Annotated in this window: 23 protein-coding genes and 1 pseudogene; 12 read left to right on the top strand and 12 right to left on the bottom strand. The window is 44.1% G+C overall.

Annotated features, from left to right (window positions below; translation table 11 throughout):
* The first annotated feature begins 7 nt into the window (after window positions 1–7).
* The 4 genes from C942_RS07395 to C942_RS07380 all read left to right on the top strand — a co-directional run bounded on the left by C942_RS07395 (window position 8) and on the right by C942_RS07380 (window position 6,041).
* A complete protein-coding gene (locus C942_RS07395; protein ID WP_007464181.1) occupies window positions 8–2,071 on the top strand; it encodes an acetoacetate--CoA ligase in 2,064 nt (687 codons plus the stop codon).
* Window positions 2,072–2,211: 140 nt separating this feature from the next.
* A complete protein-coding gene (locus C942_RS07390) occupies window positions 2,212–3,201 on the top strand; it encodes a CobW family GTP-binding protein (RefSeq protein WP_036799003.1) in 990 nt (329 codons plus the stop codon).
* Between the two features lie 111 nt (window positions 3,202–3,312).
* Window positions 3,313–4,698 (top strand): TldD/PmbA family protein, encoded by a 1,386-nt coding sequence (locus C942_RS07385; protein ID WP_007464177.1) that lies wholly within the window; start codon window positions 3,313–3,315, stop codon window positions 4,696–4,698.
* Entirely contained in the window at window positions 4,698–6,041 is a 1,344-nt protein-coding gene (locus C942_RS07380) for a TldD/PmbA family protein (RefSeq protein WP_007464175.1), read from the top strand. The genes C942_RS07385 and C942_RS07380 overlap by 1 nt, the downstream gene beginning before the upstream one ends.
* A 178-nt stretch (window positions 6,042–6,219) precedes the next feature.
* Here C942_RS07380 and C942_RS07375 read toward each other — a convergent pair whose 3' ends face one another.
* Window positions 6,220–6,468, bottom strand: a complete 249-nt coding sequence (locus C942_RS07375; protein WP_007464173.1) for a hypothetical protein — start codon at window positions 6,466–6,468, stop codon at window positions 6,220–6,222.
* 296 nt (window positions 6,469–6,764) lie between these two features.
* On the opposite strand from C942_RS07375, the pseudogene C942_RS25485 reads away from it, so the two are divergent.
* A pseudogene (locus C942_RS25485) lies at window positions 6,765–6,940 on the top strand (IS982 family transposase); the annotation flags it as partial.
* An 87-nt stretch (window positions 6,941–7,027) separates the two neighbouring features.
* Here C942_RS25485 and C942_RS07370 read toward each other — a convergent pair.
* From C942_RS07370 to nrdD, 3 genes are all read right to left on the bottom strand, one after another.
* Window positions 7,028–7,291 (bottom strand): DUF2960 domain-containing protein, encoded by a 264-nt coding sequence (locus C942_RS07370; protein WP_007464171.1) that lies wholly within the window; start codon window positions 7,289–7,291, stop codon window positions 7,028–7,030.
* A 202-nt stretch (window positions 7,292–7,493) separates the two neighbouring features.
* Window positions 7,494–7,976 carry an anaerobic ribonucleoside-triphosphate reductase-activating protein gene (nrdG, locus tag C942_RS07365; protein ID WP_007464167.1) on the bottom strand — a complete coding sequence of 161 codons (483 nt, stop codon included), beginning with the start codon at window positions 7,974–7,976 and terminating at the stop codon, window positions 7,494–7,496.
* Window positions 7,977–8,070: 94 nt separating this feature from the next.
* The gene (nrdD, locus tag C942_RS07360; RefSeq protein ID WP_007464165.1) at window positions 8,071–10,191 is read right to left on the bottom strand and encodes an anaerobic ribonucleoside-triphosphate reductase; all 2,121 of its coding nucleotides are present in this window, start codon (window positions 10,189–10,191) and stop codon (window positions 8,071–8,073) included.
* A gap of 572 nt (window positions 10,192–10,763) precedes the next feature.
* Here nrdD and C942_RS07355 point away from each other — a divergent pair.
* Both C942_RS07355 and C942_RS25605 read left to right on the top strand, forming a co-directional pair.
* A complete protein-coding gene (locus C942_RS07355; RefSeq protein WP_007464163.1) occupies window positions 10,764–11,789 on the top strand; it encodes an endonuclease/exonuclease/phosphatase family protein in 1,026 nt (341 codons plus the stop codon).
* A 202-nt stretch (window positions 11,790–11,991) separates the two neighbouring features.
* The gene (locus tag C942_RS25605) at window positions 11,992–12,123 is read left to right on the top strand and encodes a hypothetical protein (RefSeq protein ID WP_007464161.1); all 132 of its coding nucleotides are present in this window, start codon (window positions 11,992–11,994) and stop codon (window positions 12,121–12,123) included.
* A 68-nt stretch (window positions 12,124–12,191) separates the two neighbouring features.
* Here the strand turns inward: C942_RS25605 and C942_RS07350 are convergent, their stop codons facing one another.
* From C942_RS07350 to C942_RS07325, 6 genes are all read right to left on the bottom strand, one after another.
* Window positions 12,192–13,535 carry a sigma-54-dependent transcriptional regulator gene (locus C942_RS07350; protein ID WP_007464159.1) on the bottom strand — a complete coding sequence of 448 codons (1,344 nt, stop codon included), beginning with the start codon at window positions 13,533–13,535 and terminating at the stop codon, window positions 12,192–12,194.
* A gap of 279 nt (window positions 13,536–13,814) precedes the next feature.
* A complete protein-coding gene (locus C942_RS07345; protein WP_036798999.1) occupies window positions 13,815–14,324 on the bottom strand; it encodes a hypothetical protein in 510 nt (169 codons plus the stop codon).
* Between the two features lie 8 nt (window positions 14,325–14,332).
* Window positions 14,333–15,007 carry a C39 family peptidase gene (locus C942_RS07340; RefSeq protein ID WP_036799188.1) on the bottom strand — a complete coding sequence of 225 codons (675 nt, stop codon included), beginning with the start codon at window positions 15,005–15,007 and terminating at the stop codon, window positions 14,333–14,335.
* Between the two features lie 124 nt (window positions 15,008–15,131).
* The gene (locus C942_RS07335) at window positions 15,132–15,710 is read right to left on the bottom strand and encodes a hypothetical protein (RefSeq protein WP_007464153.1); all 579 of its coding nucleotides are present in this window, start codon (window positions 15,708–15,710) and stop codon (window positions 15,132–15,134) included.
* A gap of 200 nt (window positions 15,711–15,910) precedes the next feature.
* A complete protein-coding gene (locus tag C942_RS07330; RefSeq protein WP_007464151.1) occupies window positions 15,911–16,243 on the bottom strand; it encodes a hypothetical protein in 333 nt (110 codons plus the stop codon).
* A 47-nt stretch (window positions 16,244–16,290) separates the two neighbouring features.
* On the bottom strand, window positions 16,291–16,911 hold the full coding sequence (locus C942_RS07325; protein ID WP_036798997.1) for a hypothetical protein: 621 nt from the start codon (window positions 16,909–16,911) through the stop codon (window positions 16,291–16,293).
* 415 nt (window positions 16,912–17,326) lie between these two features.
* Here C942_RS07325 and C942_RS07320 point away from each other — a divergent pair, with 415 nt between their 5' ends.
* The 5 genes from C942_RS07320 to C942_RS07300 all read left to right on the top strand — a co-directional run bounded on the left by C942_RS07320 (window position 17,327) and on the right by C942_RS07300 (window position 21,457).
* Entirely contained in the window at window positions 17,327–18,373 is a 1,047-nt protein-coding gene (locus tag C942_RS07320) for a transporter (RefSeq protein ID WP_232428144.1), read from the top strand.
* 115 nt (window positions 18,374–18,488) lie between these two features.
* A complete protein-coding gene (locus tag C942_RS07315) occupies window positions 18,489–18,887 on the top strand; it encodes a DUF2750 domain-containing protein (RefSeq protein WP_007464145.1) in 399 nt (132 codons plus the stop codon).
* Between the two features lie 99 nt (window positions 18,888–18,986).
* A complete protein-coding gene (locus C942_RS07310) occupies window positions 18,987–19,337 on the top strand; it encodes a HopJ type III effector protein (RefSeq protein WP_007464143.1) in 351 nt (116 codons plus the stop codon).
* A 280-nt stretch (window positions 19,338–19,617) separates the two neighbouring features.
* Window positions 19,618–20,400 (top strand): nucleotidyltransferase family protein, encoded by a 783-nt coding sequence (locus C942_RS07305; protein ID WP_007464141.1) that lies wholly within the window; start codon window positions 19,618–19,620, stop codon window positions 20,398–20,400.
* Between the two features lie 271 nt (window positions 20,401–20,671).
* A complete protein-coding gene (locus tag C942_RS07300; RefSeq protein WP_007464139.1) occupies window positions 20,672–21,457 on the top strand; it encodes a RelA/SpoT domain-containing protein in 786 nt (261 codons plus the stop codon).
* Between the two features lie 92 nt (window positions 21,458–21,549).
* On the opposite strand, the gene C942_RS07295 is transcribed toward C942_RS07300, so the two are convergent.
* Both C942_RS07295 and C942_RS07290 read right to left on the bottom strand, forming a co-directional pair.
* The gene (locus tag C942_RS07295) at window positions 21,550–23,427 is read right to left on the bottom strand and encodes a DEAD/DEAH box helicase (RefSeq protein ID WP_007464137.1); all 1,878 of its coding nucleotides are present in this window, start codon (window positions 23,425–23,427) and stop codon (window positions 21,550–21,552) included.
* A 212-nt stretch (window positions 23,428–23,639) separates the two neighbouring features.
* Complete coding sequence (locus tag C942_RS07290; protein ID WP_007464135.1) at window positions 23,640–25,340, bottom strand: sensor domain-containing diguanylate cyclase; 1,701 nt, start codon at window positions 25,338–25,340, stop codon at window positions 23,640–23,642.
* Between the last annotated feature and the right edge of the window lie 233 nt (window positions 25,341–25,573).

Below are 25,573 nucleotides of genomic sequence, written 5' to 3'. Positions count from 1 at the left end.
TCCCGCTATGGCAGAGAACGGTGACAAATTGGTATTTCAGGCACAAGCCAGTGAACCAGCACAAATCATGTGGATGCCGGAGAAAGATCGCATCCATGACAGCCTGCTGTACCAGTTCATGGTCGAACTGAGTGAGAAAAAAGATACCCTGTTCCACGACTACAACCAGCTCCACCGTTGGTCTGTCGAAAACAGCGAAGAGTTTTGGGATATGGTGTGGGATTTCAGTCAGGTCATTGGGAATAAATGCCCGCCTCTGACTTTCTGTCCACCGCACAGCAAATTACCGGCCAAAGAAACCCAGTGGTTTCCCCACTCGACGCTTAACTTTGCTGAAAACCTACTGAAAGGCTGGAACCGGCATGCCGCAGCGGATGCCATCATTTTCCATTGTGAAGGGGATCCGCATCGTAGGCAACATCTGAGCTGGCAACGACTGTACCGCCAGACTTCTCAGGTAGCAGCTTTCCTTGCAGACAAAGGTATTAAACAAGGCGATGTAGTCGCCGCTTATATTCCCAATATTCCTCAGGCCATCGTTGCCATGCTGGCAACAACTTCACTGGGAGCAATATGGACATCCACATCACCGGATTTCGGCGTCGACAGCGTTGTCGAGCGTTTCGGTCAAACCGTCCCCAAGGTATTCATTTGCGCAGACGGCTACTTCTATAACGGTAACGTTCACTCAGGCCTAAACAACACGAAGGCGATATTAGAAAAGCTTCCTTCTATTGAACAGCTTCTCGTCATTCCTTTTACCGAACGAGAAGATAAAAAAACGGAACTTACGGGAAACCTTAGTTCAGAGAGTGGGCGATACGAAATCACTTTATGGCCGGATCTACTTGTGCAATACCCGGCACAGACCATTAATTTCCAGCCAGTACCTTTTAATCACCCGCTTTACATACTTTATTCGTCGGGAACCACGGGAAAGCCCAAATGTATTATTCACAATACCGGCGGAACCTTGCTCAACCACCTCAAAGAACACCAGCTCCACTGCAATATCAAACCCGGTGAGCGGCTGTTCTATTTCACCACCTGTGGCTGGATGATGTGGAACTGGATGGTCAGCGGGCTAGCTTCCGGCGCGACACTGGTCCTGTATGACGGCTCACCTTTCTACCCTGACGATAATGTGTTGTGGGACATGGCTGAACATGAACAAATCAGCCTGTTCGGCACATCAGCAAAATACCTGGAAGCATTGGAAAAACAAGGCTATCAGCCAGCACAAAGCCACAACCTGACATCGCTTAACACCTTATGCTCTACAGGTTCGGTTCTGGCACCGGAGCAATTCGACTATGTCTACAACTCTGTTAAATCCGACATACAACTGGCTTCGATTTCAGGCGGTACGGACATTTGCGGCTGTTTTGCTATCGGGAACCCGCTCAACCCTGTCTATCGTGGTGAATGTCAGGGACGCGCACTTGGCATGGATGTGCAGGTATTCGATGACAACGGGCATGCCTTGTTTAAACAGCAAGGCGAACTGGTTTGCTGCAACAGTTTTCCCAGTCAACCAATCGGGTTCTGGAACGACCCGGACGACAGTCGCTATCACAGCGCCTACTGGAGTCGGTTCAAGGGTGTCTGGCATCACGGCGACTATGTCGAGCTAAGCGAAACAGGCGGTATGATTTTCTATGGCCGCTCAGACGCAGTACTTAATCCGGGCGGCGTCAGGATAGGCACCTCGGAAATCTACCGTCAGGTTAATCCGCTAAAAGAAATTACCGACTCTGTCGTTATCAGTCAGAATCAGGAAAATGATGTCCGGATCATACTCTTTGTACAAATGTCTGAAGGTTATGAGCTGGGTGATGAACTCAAAGCCAGGATCCGCCAACAGATCCGCGAGCACTGCTCGCCCCGCCACGTACCGGCTGTTATCCTCGAAGTCAGTGACATCCCACGAACCAAATCAGGCAAATTGGTAGAACTGGCTGTTCGCAATATTGTTCATCATCAACCGGTAAAGAATGTCGGGGCATTAGCCAACCCTCAGGCGCTCGAACAGTTCAAAAATCGACCTGAACTACAAGTTGTTACGAAATAACCCTCAAATAAATCGTCTGAAGCAATTCGCTTGCTGTTATTGAGTGTTATGATAGCTGTTTTCATACCAAACGGAATCATGGTCGAATAACAGCAACCCATTGTTCCGTTTGGTATTAATGAAGGAGAACTGTGACCAACATGAAGCGCATCCCAACCAATATCATCACCGGCTTTCTGGGTGCTGGGAAAACCACTTCAATCCTCTCTCTGCTGGCGCGTAAGCCAGAAAATGAAAAATGGGCGATCCTGATCAACGAATTCGGCAACGTCGGCGTAGACGGTGCCATCCTTGATCAGCAAGGTGCCATTGTTAAAGAAGTTCCGGGCGGCTGTATGTGCTGTGTGGCAGGTTTGCCAATGTCTGTCGGCATCAATGCACTACTGGCACAAAAACCGGACCGACTGCTGCTGGAACCAACCGGACTAGGTCATCCGAAGGAAATCATCAACAAGCTGACTTCCGATACTTTCCGTAACTATATCGACCTGAAGGCAACCATTACCTTAGTAGATCCTCGTCAGTTTGCAGATCCGCTATATACCGAAAACCAGAACTTCCAGGACCAGATTGCGCTGGCTGATGTTGTGGTCGCCAACAAGGTTGACCAATGTGTGGATTACGACATTCTGGCTTTCGAAACCTATATCGACCAGTGTGAGCCAAAGAAGAAAATTATCGGCCAAGTGCAACAGGGCGAGCTGGAGCTGAGCTGGCTGGATGTTGAACGTACTGAGCGCAAAGCTGAGCACAGCCACCATCATCACCACCATGGTGACGAAGAAGCGGCACCGCTACCGGGCTTTGAACTGGCACCGGGTCAGACTTATGTACGTAAAGAAAACAACGGACAGGGTTACCACAGCTGTGGCTGGTTCTTTGCAGCCGATCAGATTTTCGATTTCTCTAAGCTGTTCAGCCTATTTTCCAATATCAATGCCCAGCGCGTAAAAGCAGTGGTTAACACTGAACGCGGTTGTTACGCTTTCAATGTTGTAAATCAGGTAGTTACTGTAAACGAGTTGTCACTTGAAGGCTTCGAGTCCCGCATTGAAGTCATTGACAACGAACTACTGCCATGGGGTGAGCTGGAAGAAATCCTGTGCTCACTGACCACGATTAAAAACTGAGAAAAAGACTCAACCTGCTGATTTCATGCTAAATATGAATAGGTAGGAAAAGAAAATATCGCCCATGGTTCAATCCGGTTAACCATGGGCTAATTCAAGCAAGGAGCAACTATGCTAAACCCTGCTACTGCGAAAGCGGTCATTGATCATGCTCTCTTCCTGGGTGCTGACTTTGCAGAATTGTTTGTCGAGCACCACCAGTCAGGCTCTGTTGAGCTAAACTCTGGCGAGATCGACAAAGTAAACTCAGGTATCGACTTCGGTATCGGTGTTCGCCTTTTCTTCGGCCATAAAGTCCTTTATGGCTACACCAACAGCACCGACGAAGAAGAACTGAAACGTGTTACCAGCCTGCTGGCCGCCAAAGACAAGCGCGACCAGATTGCCACCGCGGGTGCATTGAACCTCAGCCGTTATAACAGTATCCACTCATGCCAGCTTCCGCTGAACCAGAATGCTAACCTGGAAGAAAAAATCGCCTTCCTGAGAGAAGCTGATCTGGCAGCCCGTGCTGAAGATGAAAAAATCTCTCAGTTCATCGGTCGTATCGCGCAACGTGAACAACAGGTTGAAATCTTCAACTCCAACGGCCTGCATATCGGCGACACCCGCCATTACACTCGTGTTGCAGCTACAGCTATTGCCCAAAACGGTAGCGAGCAATCTATCGGGTATGAAGCTCCTGGTGCTTTGACCGGCTGGGAATTCAATACCCGCCTGAATCCACGTGAGCTTGGTCATGACGTTGCCAAACAGGCCATGGTTAAGCTGTTCGCAGAAAATTGTCCTTCAGGTGAAATGCCGGTGATCATCGGTAACGGCTTCGGCGGTGTTATTTTCCATGAAGCCTGTGGTCACCTGCTGGAAACCACATCTGTTGCTAAAAAGGCATCGGTATTCCACGACAAAATGGGTGAGATGATTGCCAATACAGTCGTCAATGCAGTTGATGACGGCACCATGGCAAACGAGTGGGGTTCAATCAATATCGATGACGAAGGGATGGAAACCCAGCGAACCCAACTGATCAAAGACGGTAAGCTGACAAGCTTTATGGTTGACCATATGGGTTCACTGAAAACTGGCTACTCCCGCACAGGTTCCGGCCGTCGTGAATCATACAAGTACGCACCGACTTCCCGTATGCGTAATACCTTCATCGAACCGGGTGACAGCTCACTGGATGAAATGATCAGCAGCGTCGAGCGCGGCATCTACGCCAAGAAGATGGGCGGGGGCTCTGTTCAGCCGGGAACAGGTGAATTCAACTTCGCGGTACAAGAAGCTTATCTGGTTGAGAACGGCCAAATCACTAAGCCACTGAAATCCGCCACGCTGATCAGCACCGGACCTAAGGTGTTGAAAGAGATCAGCATGGTCGGTAAAGACTTCGAACTGGCTGCCGGTATGTGTGGTTCAGTGAGTGGTTCAGTACCGACTACCGTCGGACAACCGGCACTGAAGGTAGACAACATTCTTGTGGGAGGTGGTAACTAATGGCCGATCAAAACAAACTTCAACAGGCAATTGATCAGGTTCTGGATCGCGTCAAAGCAGCCGGTGCCGAAGCTGATGTTATCGCTAACTGCAGCAATAACTTCTCCCTGAAAGCCAACGGCGGCGAACTGGACGAATACAAGGTAACATCCGGTCAGGTTATTGGTGTTCGTGTCATCAAAGATCAGCGTGTCGCCACCAGCTATTCCGAATCTCTGGAACCTTCCAGCCTGGACAGCATGGTTGAGCAAGCCCTGCTGAATGCAAAATACACTAAGCAGGACGAGCATCAGACCATCAGCTGCGCAGACAGCCACCTGACAACAGATGTAGCTGAAATCTACCAGCAAGATGAAGCCACTGTTGACGACAAGATCGAGCTTGCTCTGGCGCTGGAAAGTGGTGTTGTAGCCCTGCCACATGCTAAAGCATCGCCATATAACGGCTTTGGTGAATCGGATAGCAAAGTAATTCTGGCCAATACTAAAGGTACATTGTGTCAGCATCAGGAACGCTCAACTTACTGTTATGCTTATACCTTGTATGAGCAGGACGACAAGCAGTCAATGCACGGTGGTATGTCATCCGGTCGTCGTTTTGACGAACTGGATTCCGCCTACTGTATTAATCACGGTTACGAAATCGCTAAAGCCCTGCTTGACGGTGAACCTGTTAATACCGGTAACTACTCCGTTATCTTCGATCTGAGCTGCCTGAGCAGCCTGTTCGGCGCATTTGGCATGTGCTTATCTGGCCAGTCGGCAATGAAAGGGATCAACCCGTGGCGTGATTCACTTCATTCCCAGGTTGCCAGCCCGCTGCTTACTGTATCGGATATCGCATTTATTGAAGGCGGTTCTGCGATCAAGGCGTTCGACAGTGAAGGTTATGCCACCCGCGATACCATCTTGATCGGTGAGGGTCAGCTGCAAAGCTTGCTGCACAACAGCCACACTGCCAGCTTCTTTGGTATAGAGAACACAGCCAACGCTGCACGTTCAGCCAAAGGTGGCTTAGGCGTATCATCCCGCCATACTATGATTGCAACCGGAACCAGCTCGGATGGTGAAATCACGGCAGGTGAATACCTGGAACTAGTTGAACTTCAAGGCGTTCACTCCGGGGCTGATGCGATCAGCGGCGACTTCTCATTCGGTGCCAGCGGCTTCCTGTGTCGCGACGGCAAACGCATCAAGCCGGTACGCGGTATTACAGTGGCCGGTAACTTCTACCAGATGATCAAAGAAATTGATGCTGTGGGTAATACACTGACTCACGATTACGAACGTGATTTCTTTGCGCCAAAAATCCGCTTCAGCAAACTGAGCATTGCCGGGAAGTAGAAGACAAAGTTTAGAGTCGAGATAGAAATATCTAGAAACTAGCGTTAAAAGAAATTCATAATACTAACGGCGAGCTATTAAGCTCGCCGTTCGTTTATCTGGATTCCGGAAGGGAAGTTACTCACTTAACTTGCCAGTATCAACCTCTCACCACTTTCCTTTCAACTCGAAACTACCGCTACCCTATCGCCTTATCAGGATCTATCTGATAGTAAGTATTTACACAGGAATTAGCCAGTTCCGGTTCGAGAAACTCGCGTACTATGTCGATCGATTCAGCTTCCCACATGCACTGACACATCTTCTGATGCTCACTGACCATAGTGGAGTGCAACCGCATTCCCGCTGGCGGATGACTCATCGCGCCACTGGCTTTCTGCCAGAATAATTCAGGATCAGTGATTTCGTGCTCAATCGCGATAAACATGGCCCCTCTCCTATGTTCATAAGAAAGTATAGTGAGGGGATAAAAATATGTTGTAACAAATAAGAAAATCCGTCTTTTTCTTAGTAGTTACGTTTGATTTTTTTTAGTTAACCTGAGCTCGGGATAAGAATCTTGAGAACTAAAAGCAGGTTCCGTGCTCGGATCTTTCGACCAAGAAACACTAATCACAAAAGAACCAACTATGAACAAATTAATGGCCTTATTTTGCCATATCAATAACTTTTGCAAGATTTTTATATCTCAATGGCAAAAATTACAGTTAGACAACGGTGAAAGAAAGCGGAAACGACCAGCTAAAGAACATATCCCAAATAGCTCATTCAAGGCACCATAGCCTCCATGGTTTTATGCTAAACCTGCTCGGGGGCTCGATTGCTTATTGTCTCAAACCCAAAAAGCCATCGCTTAATATAACCAGCACAGAAAAAATGGATTAATGATGATGGCTTAAACCAATTTTAGGTTAATTATCTCAAAGTCCAGCTTTGTAGAGCATCAATCAAAAAGGGCTGATAAGCAGCCCTTTTAACTAAATCGATTATTTCTCACCGATACCACGATGTTCTTTTTTGGCTAAGGCAATTTTGCCAAAACCCAGCTTCCTAAAGTGGCTATCACGAAAATCCCTAACCGCCTTAGAGCCAGAAGAAACGGCTTCAACCTGCTGTTCCATTTTCAGATACTCAGTCATATCAATCCCTTCAGCAGCAGCCACTGCTTCATGAATTGAACGATATTGGCTATAAGAAAACGCTAACTCTTTCTCTTGTTCCTTATAGCTATAGATAATGGTACGGGACATGATGCCTCCAACAACAAAAATGAAGGGGTGAAATTTACCTTAACCGGCTTCAGTATTAAAGAAGAACCGACTCAGCGCTCAATAAATCAACATCACGATGAAAAAACAGGTTGCAAATAAAGTCATACACTTCCTTTTCCCACACTTATACACAGGTTCAGTGGATAACTCATATAAATGCCTGTTTATTGTTCACATGACACTAACATTCAACATCGTCTGATTTGAAATAGTGGATAACCTGATTTTCGCTACCTCGCCACACTAATGACGGATCACGCTGCTCATGGACATACTTACCATCCACCATCACATCAACCAGTTCTATCACCTTACGCTGAGCTTCTGTCAGCTCATCCAGCACATAGCCGGACCACAACCAGATATCTTTACCCGGGCATTCTTCCCTTACACGCTGTACCAATCTAAGTACATCAGCAACATTGGCCGGATGTAGTGGATCACCACCGGATAATGACAGACCACGACGCTTGATTCGATTGTCATTCAGATCGCGAATAATCTGATCTTCCATCTCCTGAGTAAACGGATGACCACTATCCAGGCGCCAGGTACTCTGGTTATAGCAGCCTCGGCACTGATGCTCACAACCCGAAACAAACAAGGTGCAACGTGTGCCCGGACCATTGACGATATCAACCGGATAGTAGTTATGGTAGTTCATCTTATCCACTCACAAAAACAAGAAGTGCCGTAACCGGCACTTCTTAAACAATCAAATAGTTAGAGACTTTTCGCAAAAGTGTAGTGTCAGCAAATTACATGTGTTTTACGCGACGCTTTACTTCTTCCTGTTTACCGAAATTAAACGGACGGGCATCAGGACTCCCCAGGTAACCACATACGCGGCGGGTTACGGAAACCTTAGCTGGATCATGGTTGCCACACTTAGGACAGGTAAAGCCCTTGCTGGTACAGTCAAATTCACCGGTGTAGCCACATTCGTAGCACTCATCAATCGGAGTGTTAGTACCGTAGTAAGGTACACGGGTGTAGCTATAATCCCATACATTCTCCAGCGCTTCGAGGTTGTGCTGAATATTCGGATATTCGCCGTAACAAATGAATCCACCACTTGCGATGTCCGGATATGGCATCTCAAAGTCAATCTTGTCGTATGGATTAACTTTCTTCTCAACATCCAGGTGGAAACTGTTGGTGTAGTAACCTTTATCGGTTACACCGTCTACCAAGCCGAAATCTTTGGTGTCGATCGCACAGAAGCGGCTACATAGGTTCTCACTTGGCGTGCTGTAAAGGCTGAAACCGTAACCAGTCTCATCCTTCCATGCTTCCGTCGCATCTTTCAGGCGCTTAACAATCGCAATAGCTTTCTGACGCAGCTCTTCATTGTCGAATACATGTTGCTCTGTACCGTACAGCGCATTGATGGTTTCGTGAATGCCGATGTAACCCAGAGAAATAGAAGCACGACCGTTCTTAAAGATTTCAGAAACGTTGTCATCTGGCTTCAGACGAACGCCACATGCACCTTCCATGTAAAGAATCGGTGCAACACGGGCTTTCACACCCTCAAGACGGCTGATACGCGTTTCCAGCGCACGACGTGCCAGAGCCAGACGCTCATCAAGCAACTCAAAGAATCGAGCTTCGTCACCTTTTGCCTTCATTGCAATGCGAGGCAAGTTCAGGCTGACAACACCCAGGTTGTTACGACCTTCGTGGATCAGCTCACCATTTTCTTCGTAAACGCCCAGGAAGCTGCGGCAACCCATTGGCGTTTTGAACGAACCTGTAACTTCAACCACTTTGTCGTAGTTCAGGATATCCGGGTACATACGCTTAGAAGCACACTCTAGCGCAAGCTGCTTAATATCGTAGTTAGGATCGCCGTTTTTATGGTTCAGACCATCACGGATTGCGAAAACCAGTTTAGGGAATACTGCTGTTTTACGGTTCTTACCCAGACCTGCAATACGGTTCTTCAAAATTGATTGCTGGATAAGACGTGATTCCCAAGATGTACCCAGACCGAAGCCGAAAGTTACAAACGGAGTCTGGCCGTTTGCAGTGTGAAGTGTATTTACTTCATACTCCAGCGACTGGAATGCATCGAAACATTCTTTTTCAGTACGAGCCTTAGCAAAAGCTTCAGGTTCAGCAATGCCCCACTCTTCTGCTACTTCAAGATGTTTTTTGTAGCTAACTGCAACGTATGGTGCCAATACTTCGTCAATACGGTTGATAGTCGTACCACCGTAAATATGGCTGGCTACCTGAGCAATGATCTGAGCTGTGACTGCTGTTGCTGTTGAGATTGACTTAGGCGTATCAATCTCAGCATTACCCATCTTGAAGCCATGTGTCAGCATGCCGTTCAAGTCGATCAGCATACAGTTAAACATCGGGAAGAAAGGAGAGTAATCCAAATCGTGGAAGTGGATATCACCGTCTTCGTGTGCTTTAACGATGTCTCGTGGCAACAGGTGCTGCTTAGCATAGTGCTTAGCAACGATACCGGCCAGCAGATCTCGCTGAGTCGGGATCACCTTACTGTCTTTGTTTGCGTTCTCATTCAGCAAAGAAGCATTACTTTGCTCAATCAGACCACGAATTTCGTTATTCAGTTGGCTTTTCTTTTCACGTGCGATATCACGGTCGTGGCGATATTCAATATATGCACGCGCAACTTCTTTATGCGGCCCCGTCATCAGGTAGTTTTCAACCGTGTCCTGAATAGCGTGAATTTCAACTTCTTCTGCAGACTCAAACTGAGAAAGTACACCTTCGGCTACAGACATCGCATATACTTCATCCATAACTTCAACTGACTCAGCTGCGCCCAGTACCGCCTCTTTAATACGCTTGGTATCAAACGGTACCCGGCATCCATCACGCTTAATCACAACTGGTTTCACACGGGGCTCCTAACAAAATGACACTGTCACTAAAAACACTAAATATAGGGTTTAGTGAGTAGGGTGATACAAGATGTGGGGTATTAGGCGAGAAAACGCAGAAAGAAACATTGATCTAGATCACTTTTTAGCAAAGGCCGTTCAGGGATCAACCGATGATTTTGACCTCACACCAAATTTCAAATGTAAGCTTTTTATTGAGGCTTTTTGTCAACAAATTTAATTGCATTCAGCTCCGATTTTTTTAAAAAAATTCCTTGCAAATTAAACAATCATCTCATCGCTTTTTTGCAGTGGTACAATCAGTACTCAGCGCAATGAACAAAAACTGATAACAAAAATGTGCAATCAATTCTGACGGCCTCAAATAGCTTTATGTGCAACTAATTATTCAATAATTGCATAATAACAACTCGCATATTATCAGTAGCTCTGCTGACTACATTTTGTGTAATTAAGCTGTGGCATTTTTCAAACATTCAACAGACAACTCGCAATAATCAAATGTCCCGAAGCCAGAAATAAAACGGCACGCTACTGTAACCGCAACACTCCACTTAACGATTTTCTTAATGTATCTGGTAAATCGATTACAGCTCCCAACAAACTTTTTTGTGGCAATCAGCATTCTTCTGGTGCTGTGTCATGCTATACCCGCAATAAGTAAGGCATCAGGAAAAACGAATACAGCAGTTACCATCACACAGCAACCGCTCATCATAATGAGCTGGAACTTACAGTGGCTAAGTGTGGCAAATGGTAAAATGAAGGTCACACGCTCACATGAAGACTTACAGCAACTTAGACAAATCATTAAAGAGGTTTCACCAGACATACTTGCTTTTCAGGAAGTGAACAGCACTAAGGCCATACAAACAGTACTTCCTCGGCAACACAGTTATCGGATCTATATCTCAGATCGAAGCCAATCACCCGAGGAACACTTTTCCAGTCAAAATCAATTTACCGGCTTTGCTGTAAAATCCTCGCTTCAAATTTCCGACAAACCAGATTTAAAAAAGCTGAATCTGGTGTACCGCGATAAAACCAGCAAGAACCAGTTTTTCAGCAAACTCAGATATGGTGCTTATATTGTTCTTTATCCAGCCACAAACAAAGAACTGCATATCCTTAATGTTCACCTAAAATCTGGCTGTTTCAGCCGCAAACACGGTAAGAGGCGCGCTTGCCATGCATTGAAAAGACAGGGGGAGGTACTGGCTCAATGGATAAAAACAAGGCAAGAAAGTAGTCAGCAATACCTCGTTATCGGTGATTTCAATCACCGACTTAACAGCCAGCAACAATGGCTGCTGACTGCTCTGAATCGTTCATCTGCTCAGCCAAGCGTCCTGCTAAGCAAAGAGATTACAGGCGGCTGTACAATCAGTCTGCGAAACAAAAAAGGAGACCGACAAATACGTCACTACAACTCTCTAATTGATCATGCGCTGGCTTCATCAGAAATTGCTCAGGCTATGCGACAAAGCGGAAAATTTTTTCAGTACCAATACCCCAAAAAGCTCATCCAACAGTTTCAACTCTCTGACCATTGTCCTTTAATTCTTCATCTTCCACTAAGCCGAAGAAAACAATGATAACGTTATATTAAGGGTAATATTGACCACTGGTTGGACCTTAATTATATACATGTTACCTCGTATATTTTTTATACAAAGGAGCACAAAGGCTGCGATCACGATCTACATTTCATATAACTGTCATTTAATCTTTGTAGGGTTGAGCTTATAGATAAAGGCTAAGAGCGCACCTTGCGTGCAGCTGATACAGAGGATGAATATGGACGCGTTAAACCAATACACATTTGTTGCGCCAACCGAAGAAGAGCTCATGGTTGAGCAGCCAGATACGCTTTATCTCAGCGTTGACAATGATGATGAACTGTCAGATGAAGTGATAATCCTGAACTAACCCGTTATTGAACAGTCAGGATAAACGAATCATAAAAAAGCCCGGATAACCGGGCTTTTTTGTGGAACTTACTCTCTGGCATATCCGTTATTGTAATGCCTCACATCAGGTACGATATTGTGCTTATTCAATAAGCGATACATTGTTGCCCGGGATACCCCCAAATCTTTTGCGGCTGAGGCAACCTGTCCGCGATGCGTCTCAAGAACGGCGACCAGTACATCCTTCTCAGCCTCATCCTTGATGTTACGTAAGCTCTGCTTCAGATTCGCCTTACTCGGTAAATCAAAATGTTCAGCTCTAACTTCATTCCCTTCAGCCAACAACGCAGCCCGCTTAACCTGGTTAATCAACTCCCTGACATTTCCCGGCCAGCTATAGCGCAGCAAAAGTTGTTTAGAATCTTCAGAAAATGTTGACGCCATAGTGCTGTACTCCTTGGCAAACTTGGCCAGGAAGGTTTCAGCTAATAAGAAGATGTCAGAACCGCGTTCCCTCAAAGTTGGTACTTTAATGTGGAACACATTTAACCGATAGTAAAGTTCCTTACTAAATTCACCATTTGCTACAGCTGCATCCAAATCAGTACTGGTTGATGCAATAATTCGGACATCTGAAGCTGAATCATCATCCAGGGTTTCACTGGCCGGAGCCTGAAGATATGAGAGCAATTCATCCTGAAGCTCTTTTGATAGCTCTTCAACGTTGTCTAACAAAATCGTTCCATTAAAGTAAGAGCCGTCTTCCTGAGTACTGCTGCGATCAAGAAAAGCAATTTTATTATCATCCTTAGTCAAAGAACTGCAGTTGACAGTCACAAAAGGGGCGTTTTTCCGCTTCGATAAATTATGGATAGACTTCGCTATCAACTCTTTACCAGTACCATTCTCCCCGGTCAAAAAAACATTTACTTCTGTCAACGCTACGCGACGTACCATATCCCGTAATTGTTTAATCGATTTTGACTCCCCGAATAACCCCATATCGTGTTGCGATGTAATCTCAGCCCATGAACTGGATTCAATTTCCAGCATCCCAAGCTGATGACCAACCGTGTCCAGCAGATGACTACCAGGAATCGGAACGGTGAAATAGTCAACACAAAAGTTATTGATAAACTGACAAATAGCATCAGTCTTCAACTGCTCTTTTTTGGTGATTGCAATCCACTTAACTTGTTTGCTTTTATTTGCCCTTAAAGAAATGCTATTTAAGCTAAAATCATTATTGCTTAAATCAACGATGCAGATACAAGGGCTGAACTCTTCCAAGATTGAATCAGCCGTACGGAGGTCATAGCAGCAGTGGGTTTTCCAACCAGATTGTTCAAGAAGCGCAATCCAAGGTTCATAGTTGCATCCAATTGCGACTAAACGACCATTTATTGATTTATTTTGACATTGAGCCACCATCGAAGTCACCTTCTTTCAATGTGCATATTATTGTTGATGTCTTAAAAAATATAGGCAATAAACCTCAGATTTGCAGGGTTTCAAATGTAAGAATAATCTCGAAAGACTTAAGATTATAAGCGAAAGGGAAATTTGCTCTTTTAATTCATGAACTTGCTATTAATAAAAAACACAGTTTAAATGGTGAACTTTTAATGAGAAAGGGAACAGAGGTAACAAAAAAGGTACAACTATAAAGTTGTACCTTCATATTAAATAATGACAAATTATGCAACGGATTCAATAACCGCTATATAAAATAGAATTTTCTAATCGATTCCTGAAAATAGTTTGCTGATTATAACCACTAATATCCGCTTCAATATCCATAATTGTCTGCGTATTAATTTTTGTTCCATCCGCAGTATTCTGAATAATAAAACCAACACTATCAGAACCGGGGGACGAATTATTTATATTTGTTCCAGGTTCACCTATAGCAATAGATTTAACCGGGTCATATGCTATTGCATCACCGGATGAACTTACCAGCATTCCGTTATTAATAGTAAAGTCTGCAATGTGAGTAGACATAATAGTTTCACCATTAACAGCCGTTGTTATTGATAAGCCTATATTAATGACACTGTCATTTACTGAAACAAATCCTCCTCGCATTGTAGACATTTCACTATCAGATAATGCTGTCAAGCCCATCTCATCGAGAGTTAGATAGCTGATGGAGGCATTTGCCACAACTGCGGCTCCTCCCATCATCGATGCGACAAAAATACGAGTTAATTTTTTCATACTAGCCTCTAGTAATCATTTGCACCCGGCAGTGTGATACTAAACGTTGAAAGTGAGTCTCTCGCCACCGCATCTGATATTGGCGATGGTGTATATATATTGTAATTTTCTGCTGTAATAAAGCTATCTCGGCCCTTTTTGGCGTGGTTTTTAACCAGCAATACAGCACCTTTATAATACTTTTTAAAATCGTCTATCGTCATAACGACAGTCCCTCTGGATGGGTCACCGATTATCACCTGCTTACTGTTCATTCCTTTAATTACAACAAAATGCATGTACCCATCAAAATTAACAATTGTTATGCCAGGAATCCTTATTTGCTTAAACTTTTCCAGAGGAATATTATAACCATTAGCATCAAACCCCTGAGAAGTAAGGTAATTTTTCATATCCAACAATGAAAAGCCTTCCCTCTCAATTTTATCCCTATTGCCGTTTTCAAACATAAACTTAAAAACGCTATCTTCTGATGTTTCAACCCCATAATGATATGTTACTAACGATGCAACAGCTGCCGAACCGCAGCTAAAGTCATACTGCTGTCTGAAAACATCACCAAAAAGTTGCTCCTGATAACTTTTTACATCTACGTTATATGCTCCTCTATTAGGGAAATAATCAAGTGCATATACCTGGCAATTTGCAATTAGGCCGAAAATAAGCAATGTGGATTTCTTCATTTTCATAACGCTCTACTTCAATGGCCGGGTGACTTTAGCTATCAACAACGTTTAACAAAGAAACTGTGAAGTTGTGCTCCAAATTAAAATTAAATGAAGGGTCCGAAGACCCTTCATTAACTGATTAATAACCAGGACCAACTCCACCAACAGCATCACCACCTACACCAACAAGCGATGCATTAGTACTTGTTGTTTGTTGAACGAGTGAGTTATTACCCACGTTCTGACCACTAATATTAATACCTGATGCATCACCAAATACACGGTTCATTTCATTATCTTGATTAACTGTAATAGTAGTTGGTGAAGCTTTGCCGCCACAGCAAGCACCACCATAGGTAACCGAAGTCCCCATTACGTGACCGTACAGCTTAGATCCAGCAAGGTATTTATTAAGTTCAAGTTCTAAGTCTTTGTCCAACGTATAGGTTGTCTCGCTATTATCTTCTTTATCGACTTTATACAAGTTACCAACATTATCTAGTTTTAGGGTATCGTTATCTTCATTACCCACATAATCTTTGTGAATTGTTTTACTTTTAGTTAGCTCTGCATTTTTATCGACATACAAGTTACCACTACCATCAATAACTAAATCGCCATCGTGTTCATAATAACCATAGTCATAACTATGATCATCAGCCAAAGCCAGAGGTGAAGCCACAAGCGCTGCAATTAGCATAAGATTTGTTTTACGCATGATATACTCCAAATATATGTAAAATTTCACGTCCATGCATCTAAGATATAACTGCTATCGCGATATCATTATTTTAAAGCAATAACATAACCTTAAAACTGAAGAAATATTGTTACTGTGTCCTGCGAAACCCAAATTGTTATTGTAATGGATTTTGTTCGCTGACATATTTTCATATGTCAGCATGGATAGACTAACAATTACTTCAATGTCAGGTTAACCACGGTCGCATTTTGAATTAACACATTGTTACCAGTGTTCTGGACAACATTTAACACACCGGATGCATCACTAAAAGAATTAGCGTCAATAACATTATCACCCGTAGTATTATTGTATGCCCCATTACCTGCAACATCGCCATACATATCCGAACTTGCCTGAAAATTATCAATCTTCAGTTCGTACTGTCCGCCTCGAGACTGATTCATCATATTTTCAGATAAAGTTTCAGAGTTTGCTAGAATATCCAACTCATCTGCAATTACCCCAGATGAGGCCAGAGTGATTGCTATCAGTGTTAAATATTTCATGACATCCTCCTGAGAGCTGAAAATCAGCCCTCAGTTATGTGTGTTAATTATTGACCCGAAACACCTGTGATCATTGCATTAGTACTAGCACTCTGTTGTACCAGAGAGTTATTACCTGCGTTCTGACCAGCAATATTAATACCTGATGCACTGGTAAATGCGTCTTGCATAGTATTAGTTTGAGTTACAGTCAGTGATGACTCAACTGGATCACCATATCCATGGTCGTAACCATAGCCATCACAGCAACCAGCGCCATACGTTACTTCACTGTATGTAACCGCACCATCCAGCTTGGACTTAGCCATGTAGTAGTTCTCTTCAATATGAATAGAGAACTCTTTTGAATTGTTGTATTTGCTATTGTCTGTGAATTCATAAATATCTTTATTATTCACATCATACAAAGACATATAATCATTATCTTCGTTATAGCTATCTTTAACTGTTACGTCTTTGTCATAACTAACAGTTAATGTTTTATCAATATCTTTATTAAATGAATCCTTTACTACAATTCCATCGTCATCATAACCATCATCATAACCATAGCTATCACTACCAGTATCTGAATACGGGTCATAATCATAGCCATATGGGTCACTATTTGCCAAAGCTAAAGGAGAACTAACAACTGCTACTAATAGCGCGATACTCGTCTTACGCATAATCCTACTCCAAATATGTTGAGTTGTCTTGAGTTGTTATTTTTTATGGTCTCTCGCATAGCCATACGAGATAACTTAATCATAGTTTTGACCACTTCTACCTTTGTATTATTTTTAATAAATAAACTTTCTCTAATATTCAAAGTAACTTAGAACTTAATTTTGTTTTTTTTTGTTATTCGAACAACTACAATTCTCACCATAATAATTTAATTTTAAATTTTAAGAAGTTTATCATTGGTCTTATTAATCAGACAGCGACAAAATAATCTCATCAATAAGACAAATAATTGAGACTGACCGTTAACATCTTAATCTCACCTGAGCTAACCTTTCCCTATAAGCTCATATATGAATAAAAAAGCAACTTATACAAGAAGCTCTTAGGGGTTTACGCTAAGTAAGTGAGGGAAACGTGAGTATTTTCAATAATAAAAGCTTAATAGCGCTGCTTGCTTTAATAACATCACCCGTTATTGCAGAAGAGTCCTCCTCGTCTCATGAGACAGAGAAACCGAAACGGGTACAAACCGTTAGTGACATATTTGAACAGCCTGGCGTTTTAACACCCAAAGGCTCGTTTATTCTGGACACCTCATTTTCTTACACACAAAACTCTTCAAATTCTGTATCCGTTGTTGGTTACACTATTCTGCCTTCTTTAATAGTAGGGCTGATTCGTGCCAGTGATATAGACAGGACAACACTTACCTTGGGCCTTACCGGGCGTTACGGTATTACCAACCGACTTGAAGTCGAAGCTCGCATCCCCTGGGTTTATCGTTCTGACTCCATTTCCGAGCGCGAACTAAACAGTGGCTCTAATGAAGCAAAGCTGCGTACAGTCGATGGCAGCGACATTGGAGATATTGAGGCGGCTTTCAAATACCAGATCAACATGAAAGAGCCGCCTTACTGGATTGGCAGCCTCAGGTTCAAAACAACGACAGGAAAATCCCCCTATGACGTACCAGTCAACGACCTAAACGACTTTGAAGAACTTCCAACCGGATCTGGTTTTCCAAGTATCGAACCCGGCATCAGTATGATCATGCCTATTGATCCGGCAGTGATCTTTATGAACTTCAGCTATATATGGAATATAAAGGATGATGTAGAAGTGGATATCACTATTCCTGGTGAAGATGGTGAACCAGAACAGCAGCTGGTCGTAAATACCATAGATCTCGGCGATACAATTGGATTTAGTGCAGGAATGGGCTTTGCCGTTAATCCTAAATTTTCTTTCAGCCTAGGGCTAAGCCACAAAACAATCCTAAAGTCTAAAATTAACGGTTCAACAGCAGATGATGCCAAACTGCTACAACTGGATTCTCTCTCTTTTGGCGCCAATTATGCTGTCGACCGTGATACAACAATAAACATTGGTGCAACAGCTGGCCTTACTGCCGATGCACCTGATTTCCAGCTTTCTGTTCGTATCCCCTATACACTTAAGTAAATTCCTCCCAGCCTTCGGATTCACATCCGGAGGCAACATCACACCAATGACTAAAGTCTAATTTTCCTCTATGCTATAACGCTTAAACTAAAAAGCTAAAAGCAGGAATTAATTCATGTCCAACCCTTTAGACACAGACCAGATTGCGGCAATCCAAGGTTATGACGCAGAAAAACGTTACAAGTATCTGGTAAAAGAGGTTGTTACAAACCGACAAATCTGGATTCTGACTGACGAGCATGGCTGTGTCATGCTAAACACTGACGATGAAGACTGTGTACCGGTATGGCCAAATAAGGAGTTTGCCGAAGCATGGGCGACAGGTGACTGGGAATCCTGTAAGGCAGAAGCAATTTCTCTTAATAAATGGCATAGTCGCTGGACACACGGACTAGAAGATGACGAACTGGCTGTAGTGGTTTTCCCTAATCAGGATGAAGACGGGCTGGTTGTTTACCCTGACGAACTGGATTTTGAACTGAAGCAACAGGCTCGCAAGCAAAACCAGCGCTGATACCCAACATTTGCTTCAGCAAGGAAACATAGATCAGTAAGAAAAGGACAAGTTTTGTCCTTTTCTTTTTTACTGTTGTGATTATTTGGAGATTTTGTCATGGATGCGCTAATCAACCTGCTCAGAAATAGTCCAGAACAGGTCGGCTTTGAAGCCGTTCTTAAGACTATTGAGCTACATTACCATTATACGCCGACAGCCTTCAGTAATGGCCTTGGTCATGAAACATTATCAAACCCGGCAGGGAATAATGAAGGATCATGCAGGATCTTCGCTTTTGCACAATTACAAAACCTGACAGAAGCGGAAACTCTGGCCTGCTTCGGACATTACTATCGTGACAATGTTCTGCAGAACCCTGCCGGCAATGACCACAAAAACATCCGCAACTTTATGAAGTACGGCTGGCAGGGTATCCGATTTTCCGGAGCACCTCTTGCTAAGAAATAACGCTTCATAATCACGACAATGGGACAGTATCTGTCCCTGTTTACGCAACTTCCCGACAAAGTTAAGCAGATGGCTTTATATACTGCAAAATATGACACAGTCATTATCAAATAGTAAAAAATGGTCAGAATGGGAAGACAGTCACAATCCTGCAACATTACCCCCCTTTTTTGTGGCAACCGTCCTTGAAAACACAGGTATCGGACAGATATCTTAACCGAGCGGATTAGGAAATTATTCCGTCACCACTCAAATCGAGGTGGTTATTCAAGGAGTTTCAATGGTTGCAAAATCCTTATTCAGAACATGCTTCGTTCTAATGTGCGTTCTTGGCCGAAGTCCGATTGCTTCAGCCATGACACACGAATTTAACAACCAGGAGATCAAACACCCTTCACCAACACAGGGTTGTAAAGAGACATTTCAACGCTCACTTAGCGGTCTTTTTGCTATACCAAGCTACAATGCAACAACCCTTTACCAGAACCATACCGACTTTGATAGCCTCTACTCAGAAGCCGTTCAAGCACAAGATGAACTGGAGAAAATCATTCGTCAGGTGGGACTGTTAACAGGAAATCAGCCAAAACTTCCCGGCGTAAAATCAAAAGCCAGAGCGCAACACAAAATTGATACTGAACTAAACGGGAATACTCACAAACTGACTGACCTGGCCCGTGGTTCATTGGTTGCAAACGATATTGGCAGCCTTGTTCAATCTTTCGAGCAGCTATCCCATGAAGTCACCGTCCTTGAAGTAAAAAACCGCTTCAAGCAACCTGGGCCTTCAGGTTACCGTGACCTCAAAATGCTGGTTCGGTTACCAAAATCACAGCACATTGCAGAAATCCAACTACATCTGGCAGCGATTTCCGACATTAAAAACGGGGAAGAGCACAAAATTTACGAACAAATCCAGAATATCGAACGACGAGCAAAAGCCGAACAGCGTAGCCTGACTGAATTAGAGTCAGCCAAACTGACTGCGCTGCGTTCCCAATCCCAGGCACTTTACCAATCAGCCTGGCATCAATATCTTCAGCCAGAAGCTCTGGCCAGCTAATACCCTTCTGTACCTGAACCAGCCTGAAAATAAAATTCAGGCTGGCTTCTTCAGGCTTAAATATCCAAAGACCAGTTAAGTTCAACATGCCAAACTTCATCTGGTAATTCATATTCTGTTCAGATTCGTTTGTTATTCTAATCATCGTTAAAGAGAAATTTCTCAACAACCTAGTACGTCACTTTTCTCAAACTTTAGTTTGACTATCACTGTCTTACGTACGTTGCTGAAGCCCAAATATGGCGAGTTTCAGCACAACAGGAGTTGTTTAATGGATCTTAAATCTGTACTTCGAACCTGCTTTATTCTTTTGTTTGTCTTTGGACGTGGCCCGGCTGTTGCGGCTCCCCTGGCAAACTATTCAGATTCGGACTTTGAGGTACCATCCAACCAATCAGAAGCAAGTAAGAAATCATTTCAACGCAGCCTGAGCGGGCTATACAGCATTAATAGCTGGAAGGATTCATCAATCACCCAACCTTACAGCGACTTTGATCAGCTCTATCAAAACGCTTCTCCTGCACAACAGGAGCTAGATAACCTGTTGCGAGAAATCAGCCTGATCACTGAAACTCAGGCTATCCTGCCTGGTATCAAGTCTGAACATCGTGCCAGAACTAAAGTTGCAACTGAATTGCAGGGACAAACGCATAAGATTACAGACCTTGCCCGTGGTTCCCTTGTCGCTGATGATATTCCTGCTCTGGTTCAGGCCTTTGAATTGCTTGATAAAGAGATCACCGTTGTTGCGGTTAAAAACCGTTTCAAAGATCCGACAGACTCGGGTTACAGGGATTTAAAACTACTGGTAAAGCTACCGGAAAGTAACATCATTGCTGAAGTTCAGCTTCACCTGGATGCAATCTCAACAGTCAAAAATGGTAAGGAGCATGAAATCTATGAGCAAATTCAGAAGATTGAACGAACGGGATTGGAGCAAAATCGAAACCTGTCTGAATTTGAACATGCACAAATCGCCAAGCTGCGAACGGTTTCAAAAAACCTTTATCAGGAAGCATGGCAGCAATACCTGCAACCTGATACTGTAGCGCTCTAAACAAACGGATACAAAAAGAGCGCCATCAGGCGCTCTTCTAGAGTCAGAACCGGACTTGACGCCCGGTTTTTATAAACATCAACGATGTTGGATTAAGCTTCGTGACGAGGCTTACGATCGCGACGTGGACGATCTGTACCATGGTTACGCTCACCACGGTAACTACCACGGTTATCACCACCACGGTTACGGTCAAAACGACGCTCACCATCACGACGACCACGACCACCTTCACGGTTGCCATCGCGATTACCACGGTAACCACCACGGTTGCCATCGCGGTTGCCACCACGGCGGTGCTCACGCAGCACGTCACCTTCAACAACAACAGCTTTCACTTCGTTCTGACGGATACGCAGCTTCTTAAGCTGAGCCGATACTTCAGCAGTCATCTTCTTAGGAAGCTGAACGTAAGTGTGCTCAGGAGCCAGTTTGATTGCACCGATGAACTCTTTGTTCAAACCCAGCTCGTTTGCAATTGCACCAACGATGTCTTTAACCTGAACGCCTTGCTCACGACCAACCTGCAGCTGGTAAGTATCCCAGTCAGCGTTGTTGTATACACGGCGCTCACGACGCTCACCGCCACGCTCGTCACGACGACGCTCACGACGCTGCTTGTCACGTTCGATAGCCGCGATCATTGGGTCCGGACCTTTGTAGAACAGAGGACGGTTACCCTGCTGACGCTTCAGCAGCATTGCAGCCAGTGTAGTTGCATCAACTTCGATCGTTTCCTGAAGCTTATCTACAAGCTCAACGAATGCTTCCAGGCTAGCTTCTTCTTTCTGAGCAGCCAGTTCCTGACCCAGACGGTTCAGGCGAGCTTCTGCTACCACGTCACGCAGCGGAAGCTGAATTTCTTCCATACGGGACTTAGTTACACGCTCGATAGTACGCAGCATGCGGATCTGGTTAGTACGAACCAGAAGGATCGCCTTACCATTACGTCCCGCACGACCTGTACGGCCAATACGGTGGATGTAAGATTCAACATCAAACGGGATGTCGTAGTTGAATACGTGTGTAATACGTGGCACATCAAGACCACGGGCAACAACGTCAGTTGCAACCAAAATATCAATCACACCACGCTTGATGTGTTCAACAGTACGCTCACGTAGTGACTGAGGAATATCACCGTGCAGAGCCGCAGCTTTGAAGCCACGAGCAGACAGCCAGTCAGCCAGACGCTCGGTATCCTGACGGGTACGTACGAACACGATAGATGCATCAGTGCCTTCAGTTTCAAGAAGACGCATCATTGCTTCGTCTTTCTCTACGCCTTTAACCACCCAAAACTGCTGCTCAACCTGAGAAACAGTGCGGTTTTCACCAGCTACGTCGATACGTGCAGGATCACGCAAGAAGCGGTCAACGATTTCTTTAACCATTGGAGGCATAGTTGCCGAGAACAGTACGCGCTGAGCTGTTTCAGGCGCTTGTTCCATGATCCAGGTAACGTCATCAACGAAACCCATCTTCAGCATTTCATCTGCTTCATCAAGTACGAATGTGTGTACTTCATCAAGGTGCAGACGGTCACGAGTAATAAGGTCTTTAACACGACCAGGAGTACCAACAACGATGTGCGCACCAGATTTAAGTGCACGCATTTGGTCTACGATAGATGCGCCACCGTAGATTTCCAGAACTTTAAGGCCCTTGATGTTTTGACCAAGGTTTTTGATTTCAGCAGCAACCTGAATCGCAAGCTCACGAGTAGGAGCCATTACGATTGCCTGAGGTTTATACTGGCCAAGATCCAGTTTGTTCAGTAGCGGAAGAGAGAATGCCGCTGTTTTACCAGTACCAGTCTGAGCTTTACCCAGAGCATCAGTACCAGTTAGTAGCAGAGGAATTGACGCCGCCTGGATAGGAGTCGGCGAAACGAAGCCCATTGTATCAAGTGCGGATAAAATTGTGTCGGCCAGATCTAACTGGCGAAATTCTGTAACAGATTCTAGCATTGGGATCCCAATATATAATCTAACGTAAAACGGGCCCCTTTGGCTTTAGACGGTTCTACAACAGCAACCACAAGCATGGGCCTCGAAGATATGAGGCGCGCATTGTGCGCCATTAATCGATAAAAAGCCAGAAAAAATTGAGCGTTGTCACAAAATAACTTAAAAACACCTATTTCTTGAACAAAAAGCCCACATAGAAAACAGTGCGCACATCAGCTCACTTCGCAGGTAAATTCACTCCATTGATGATGTTGATTCCTCCCCCACTCTTTCGCCTGATACAAGGCTCGGTCAGCACCTTCAATTAAGTCTTCCGGCGTGGTTTCGGAAATTGGCGTGATTGTATGCAAACCTGAACTAATAGTTACCCGTCCCTCACCCACCGCTTCATTCGTTATGTCCAACCGATTAATACAAACCAGCATTTTTTCAGCGACATTCAACGCCATTTGTGCATCTGCACCTGGTAGCAAACAGGCAAATTCCTCACCTCCATAGCGAGAAAAGATAGATTTTTTATAGGGTTTAACTAATTTATCCAATGAAGTTGCTATTTTTCTAAGGCAATTATCGCCTTCCTGATGACCGTAGGTATCATTAAAGGTTTTAAAATAATCGACATCAATCATGATCAGGCTAAGCGGTTCACCAGTCTTAGCTGCACTCTGCCAATAACGGTTCAATGACAGATCAAAGAAACGACGATTCGCAACACAGGTTAAGTCATCTTGCATAGATAACTGCTCTAGCTGCTGATTCGCTTCCGCCAATGCCCGGTTTGTTGCTTCAAGCTCGCGTGTGCGTCGCATCACACGTTCTTCAAGCTCAATATTCAGCATGGCCAACTCATCGTGCTTTCGCCGAATCACGATTTGCTGACCTAAAGCAGCACCAAACAGTTTCAGTATTTGTCTCTGATGCTCGGTAAGCATTTGCTGGTTAATCAGGTTATCGGCTGCCAACCAACCTATACATTCCTCACCGTTCCACATAGCAATCATAGCATTCCAGCCAGTTCCGACTTGTTTAAGCCCAAAATAAAGCGGCGCATTTTCCCTTACTACTACATGATCCCTATGGCTTAACGCTTCATTGACCAATGGGTGATCAGGAATCGCGCTGGTAAAGTCACCACGTGGAACAAGATTTCCTTCCGGATCGGTACCGTAAGTACCCTGCATTTTATTTTTCTCAAAATCAGTCAGAAAGATTGCCATTCTGTCTATTCCCAAATGGCTGCGTCCTAATTCGACAGCACGTCTGTATAACTGATCTAAATTCTTTGCTTTGGATAAACTCAACGTAACTTCATGAAGATTCCTTAATAAAGCTAGGTATTCGTTGATTGAGTAATTTCGGATTTCCAGTTCAGCCTCAACACTTCGACGACTGAGATAATTATCAATGACTTCCTGTTTTAATACCCGGGCGCTGATGTCCGGAGCAATCTGATAAAGTAAGCGTTCAATATGTGCAAGGTTAGCTTCAAAATAATCAGGCTGTTTAGTTTCAGCGTAAAGAAAACCAACATTTTCGGTATGCGTTTTAATCGGAAGCAATAAGCGACACCAATCTTTATCGCGAAGATCAGCTTTAACTCCAAATAACTGCGAAGGCTTATCAGCATAAGTCTGTACAAACTGTCCGGCCTGACGGGCCTGCTGCAACATGCCAACCGGCACACCGTTATAATCATCAAGATCTAATGCTGTACTGAAGTAACTGAATACATCCTCTAACCAACTGGCAATCACTCGTGGCTCATGGTTCTTTTCCACAAGTAAAGTAATATAACTAAGCTTTAATTCTTTACTGAATACTGACAACAGCTGATAGCACCAACGCTCAAGATTTGACTGACGAGCCAACAAATCAACCAAGCCACTTAATTCTAGCTTCAGATTCACATCCATATTTCGCCCCCGGCCAACTGAGCACTATATTAAGAACAGACACTTATTTTTTTGTCAGTGCCAATACCTTGTTTACCAAATTCCTGTAGCTTTGATAGCGGTAATCATTGGGAGTGTGACGATCTGCGCTCTAAATCCCATAACGAATGCAAACATCTCAACAGTTCAGTCTCATACTTAGAAAAAATATTCATGCAAATAATCAGTAACTTATTGATACCATTCTCAAATAA

The sequence above is a fragment of the Photobacterium marinum genome, assembly GCF_000331515.1.
Classification (GTDB): domain Bacteria; phylum Pseudomonadota; class Gammaproteobacteria; order Enterobacterales; family Vibrionaceae; genus Photobacterium; species Photobacterium marinum.
Note: the sequence above shows the minus strand (reverse complement) of the source record. Positions and strands in the feature narration are given on the sequence as shown.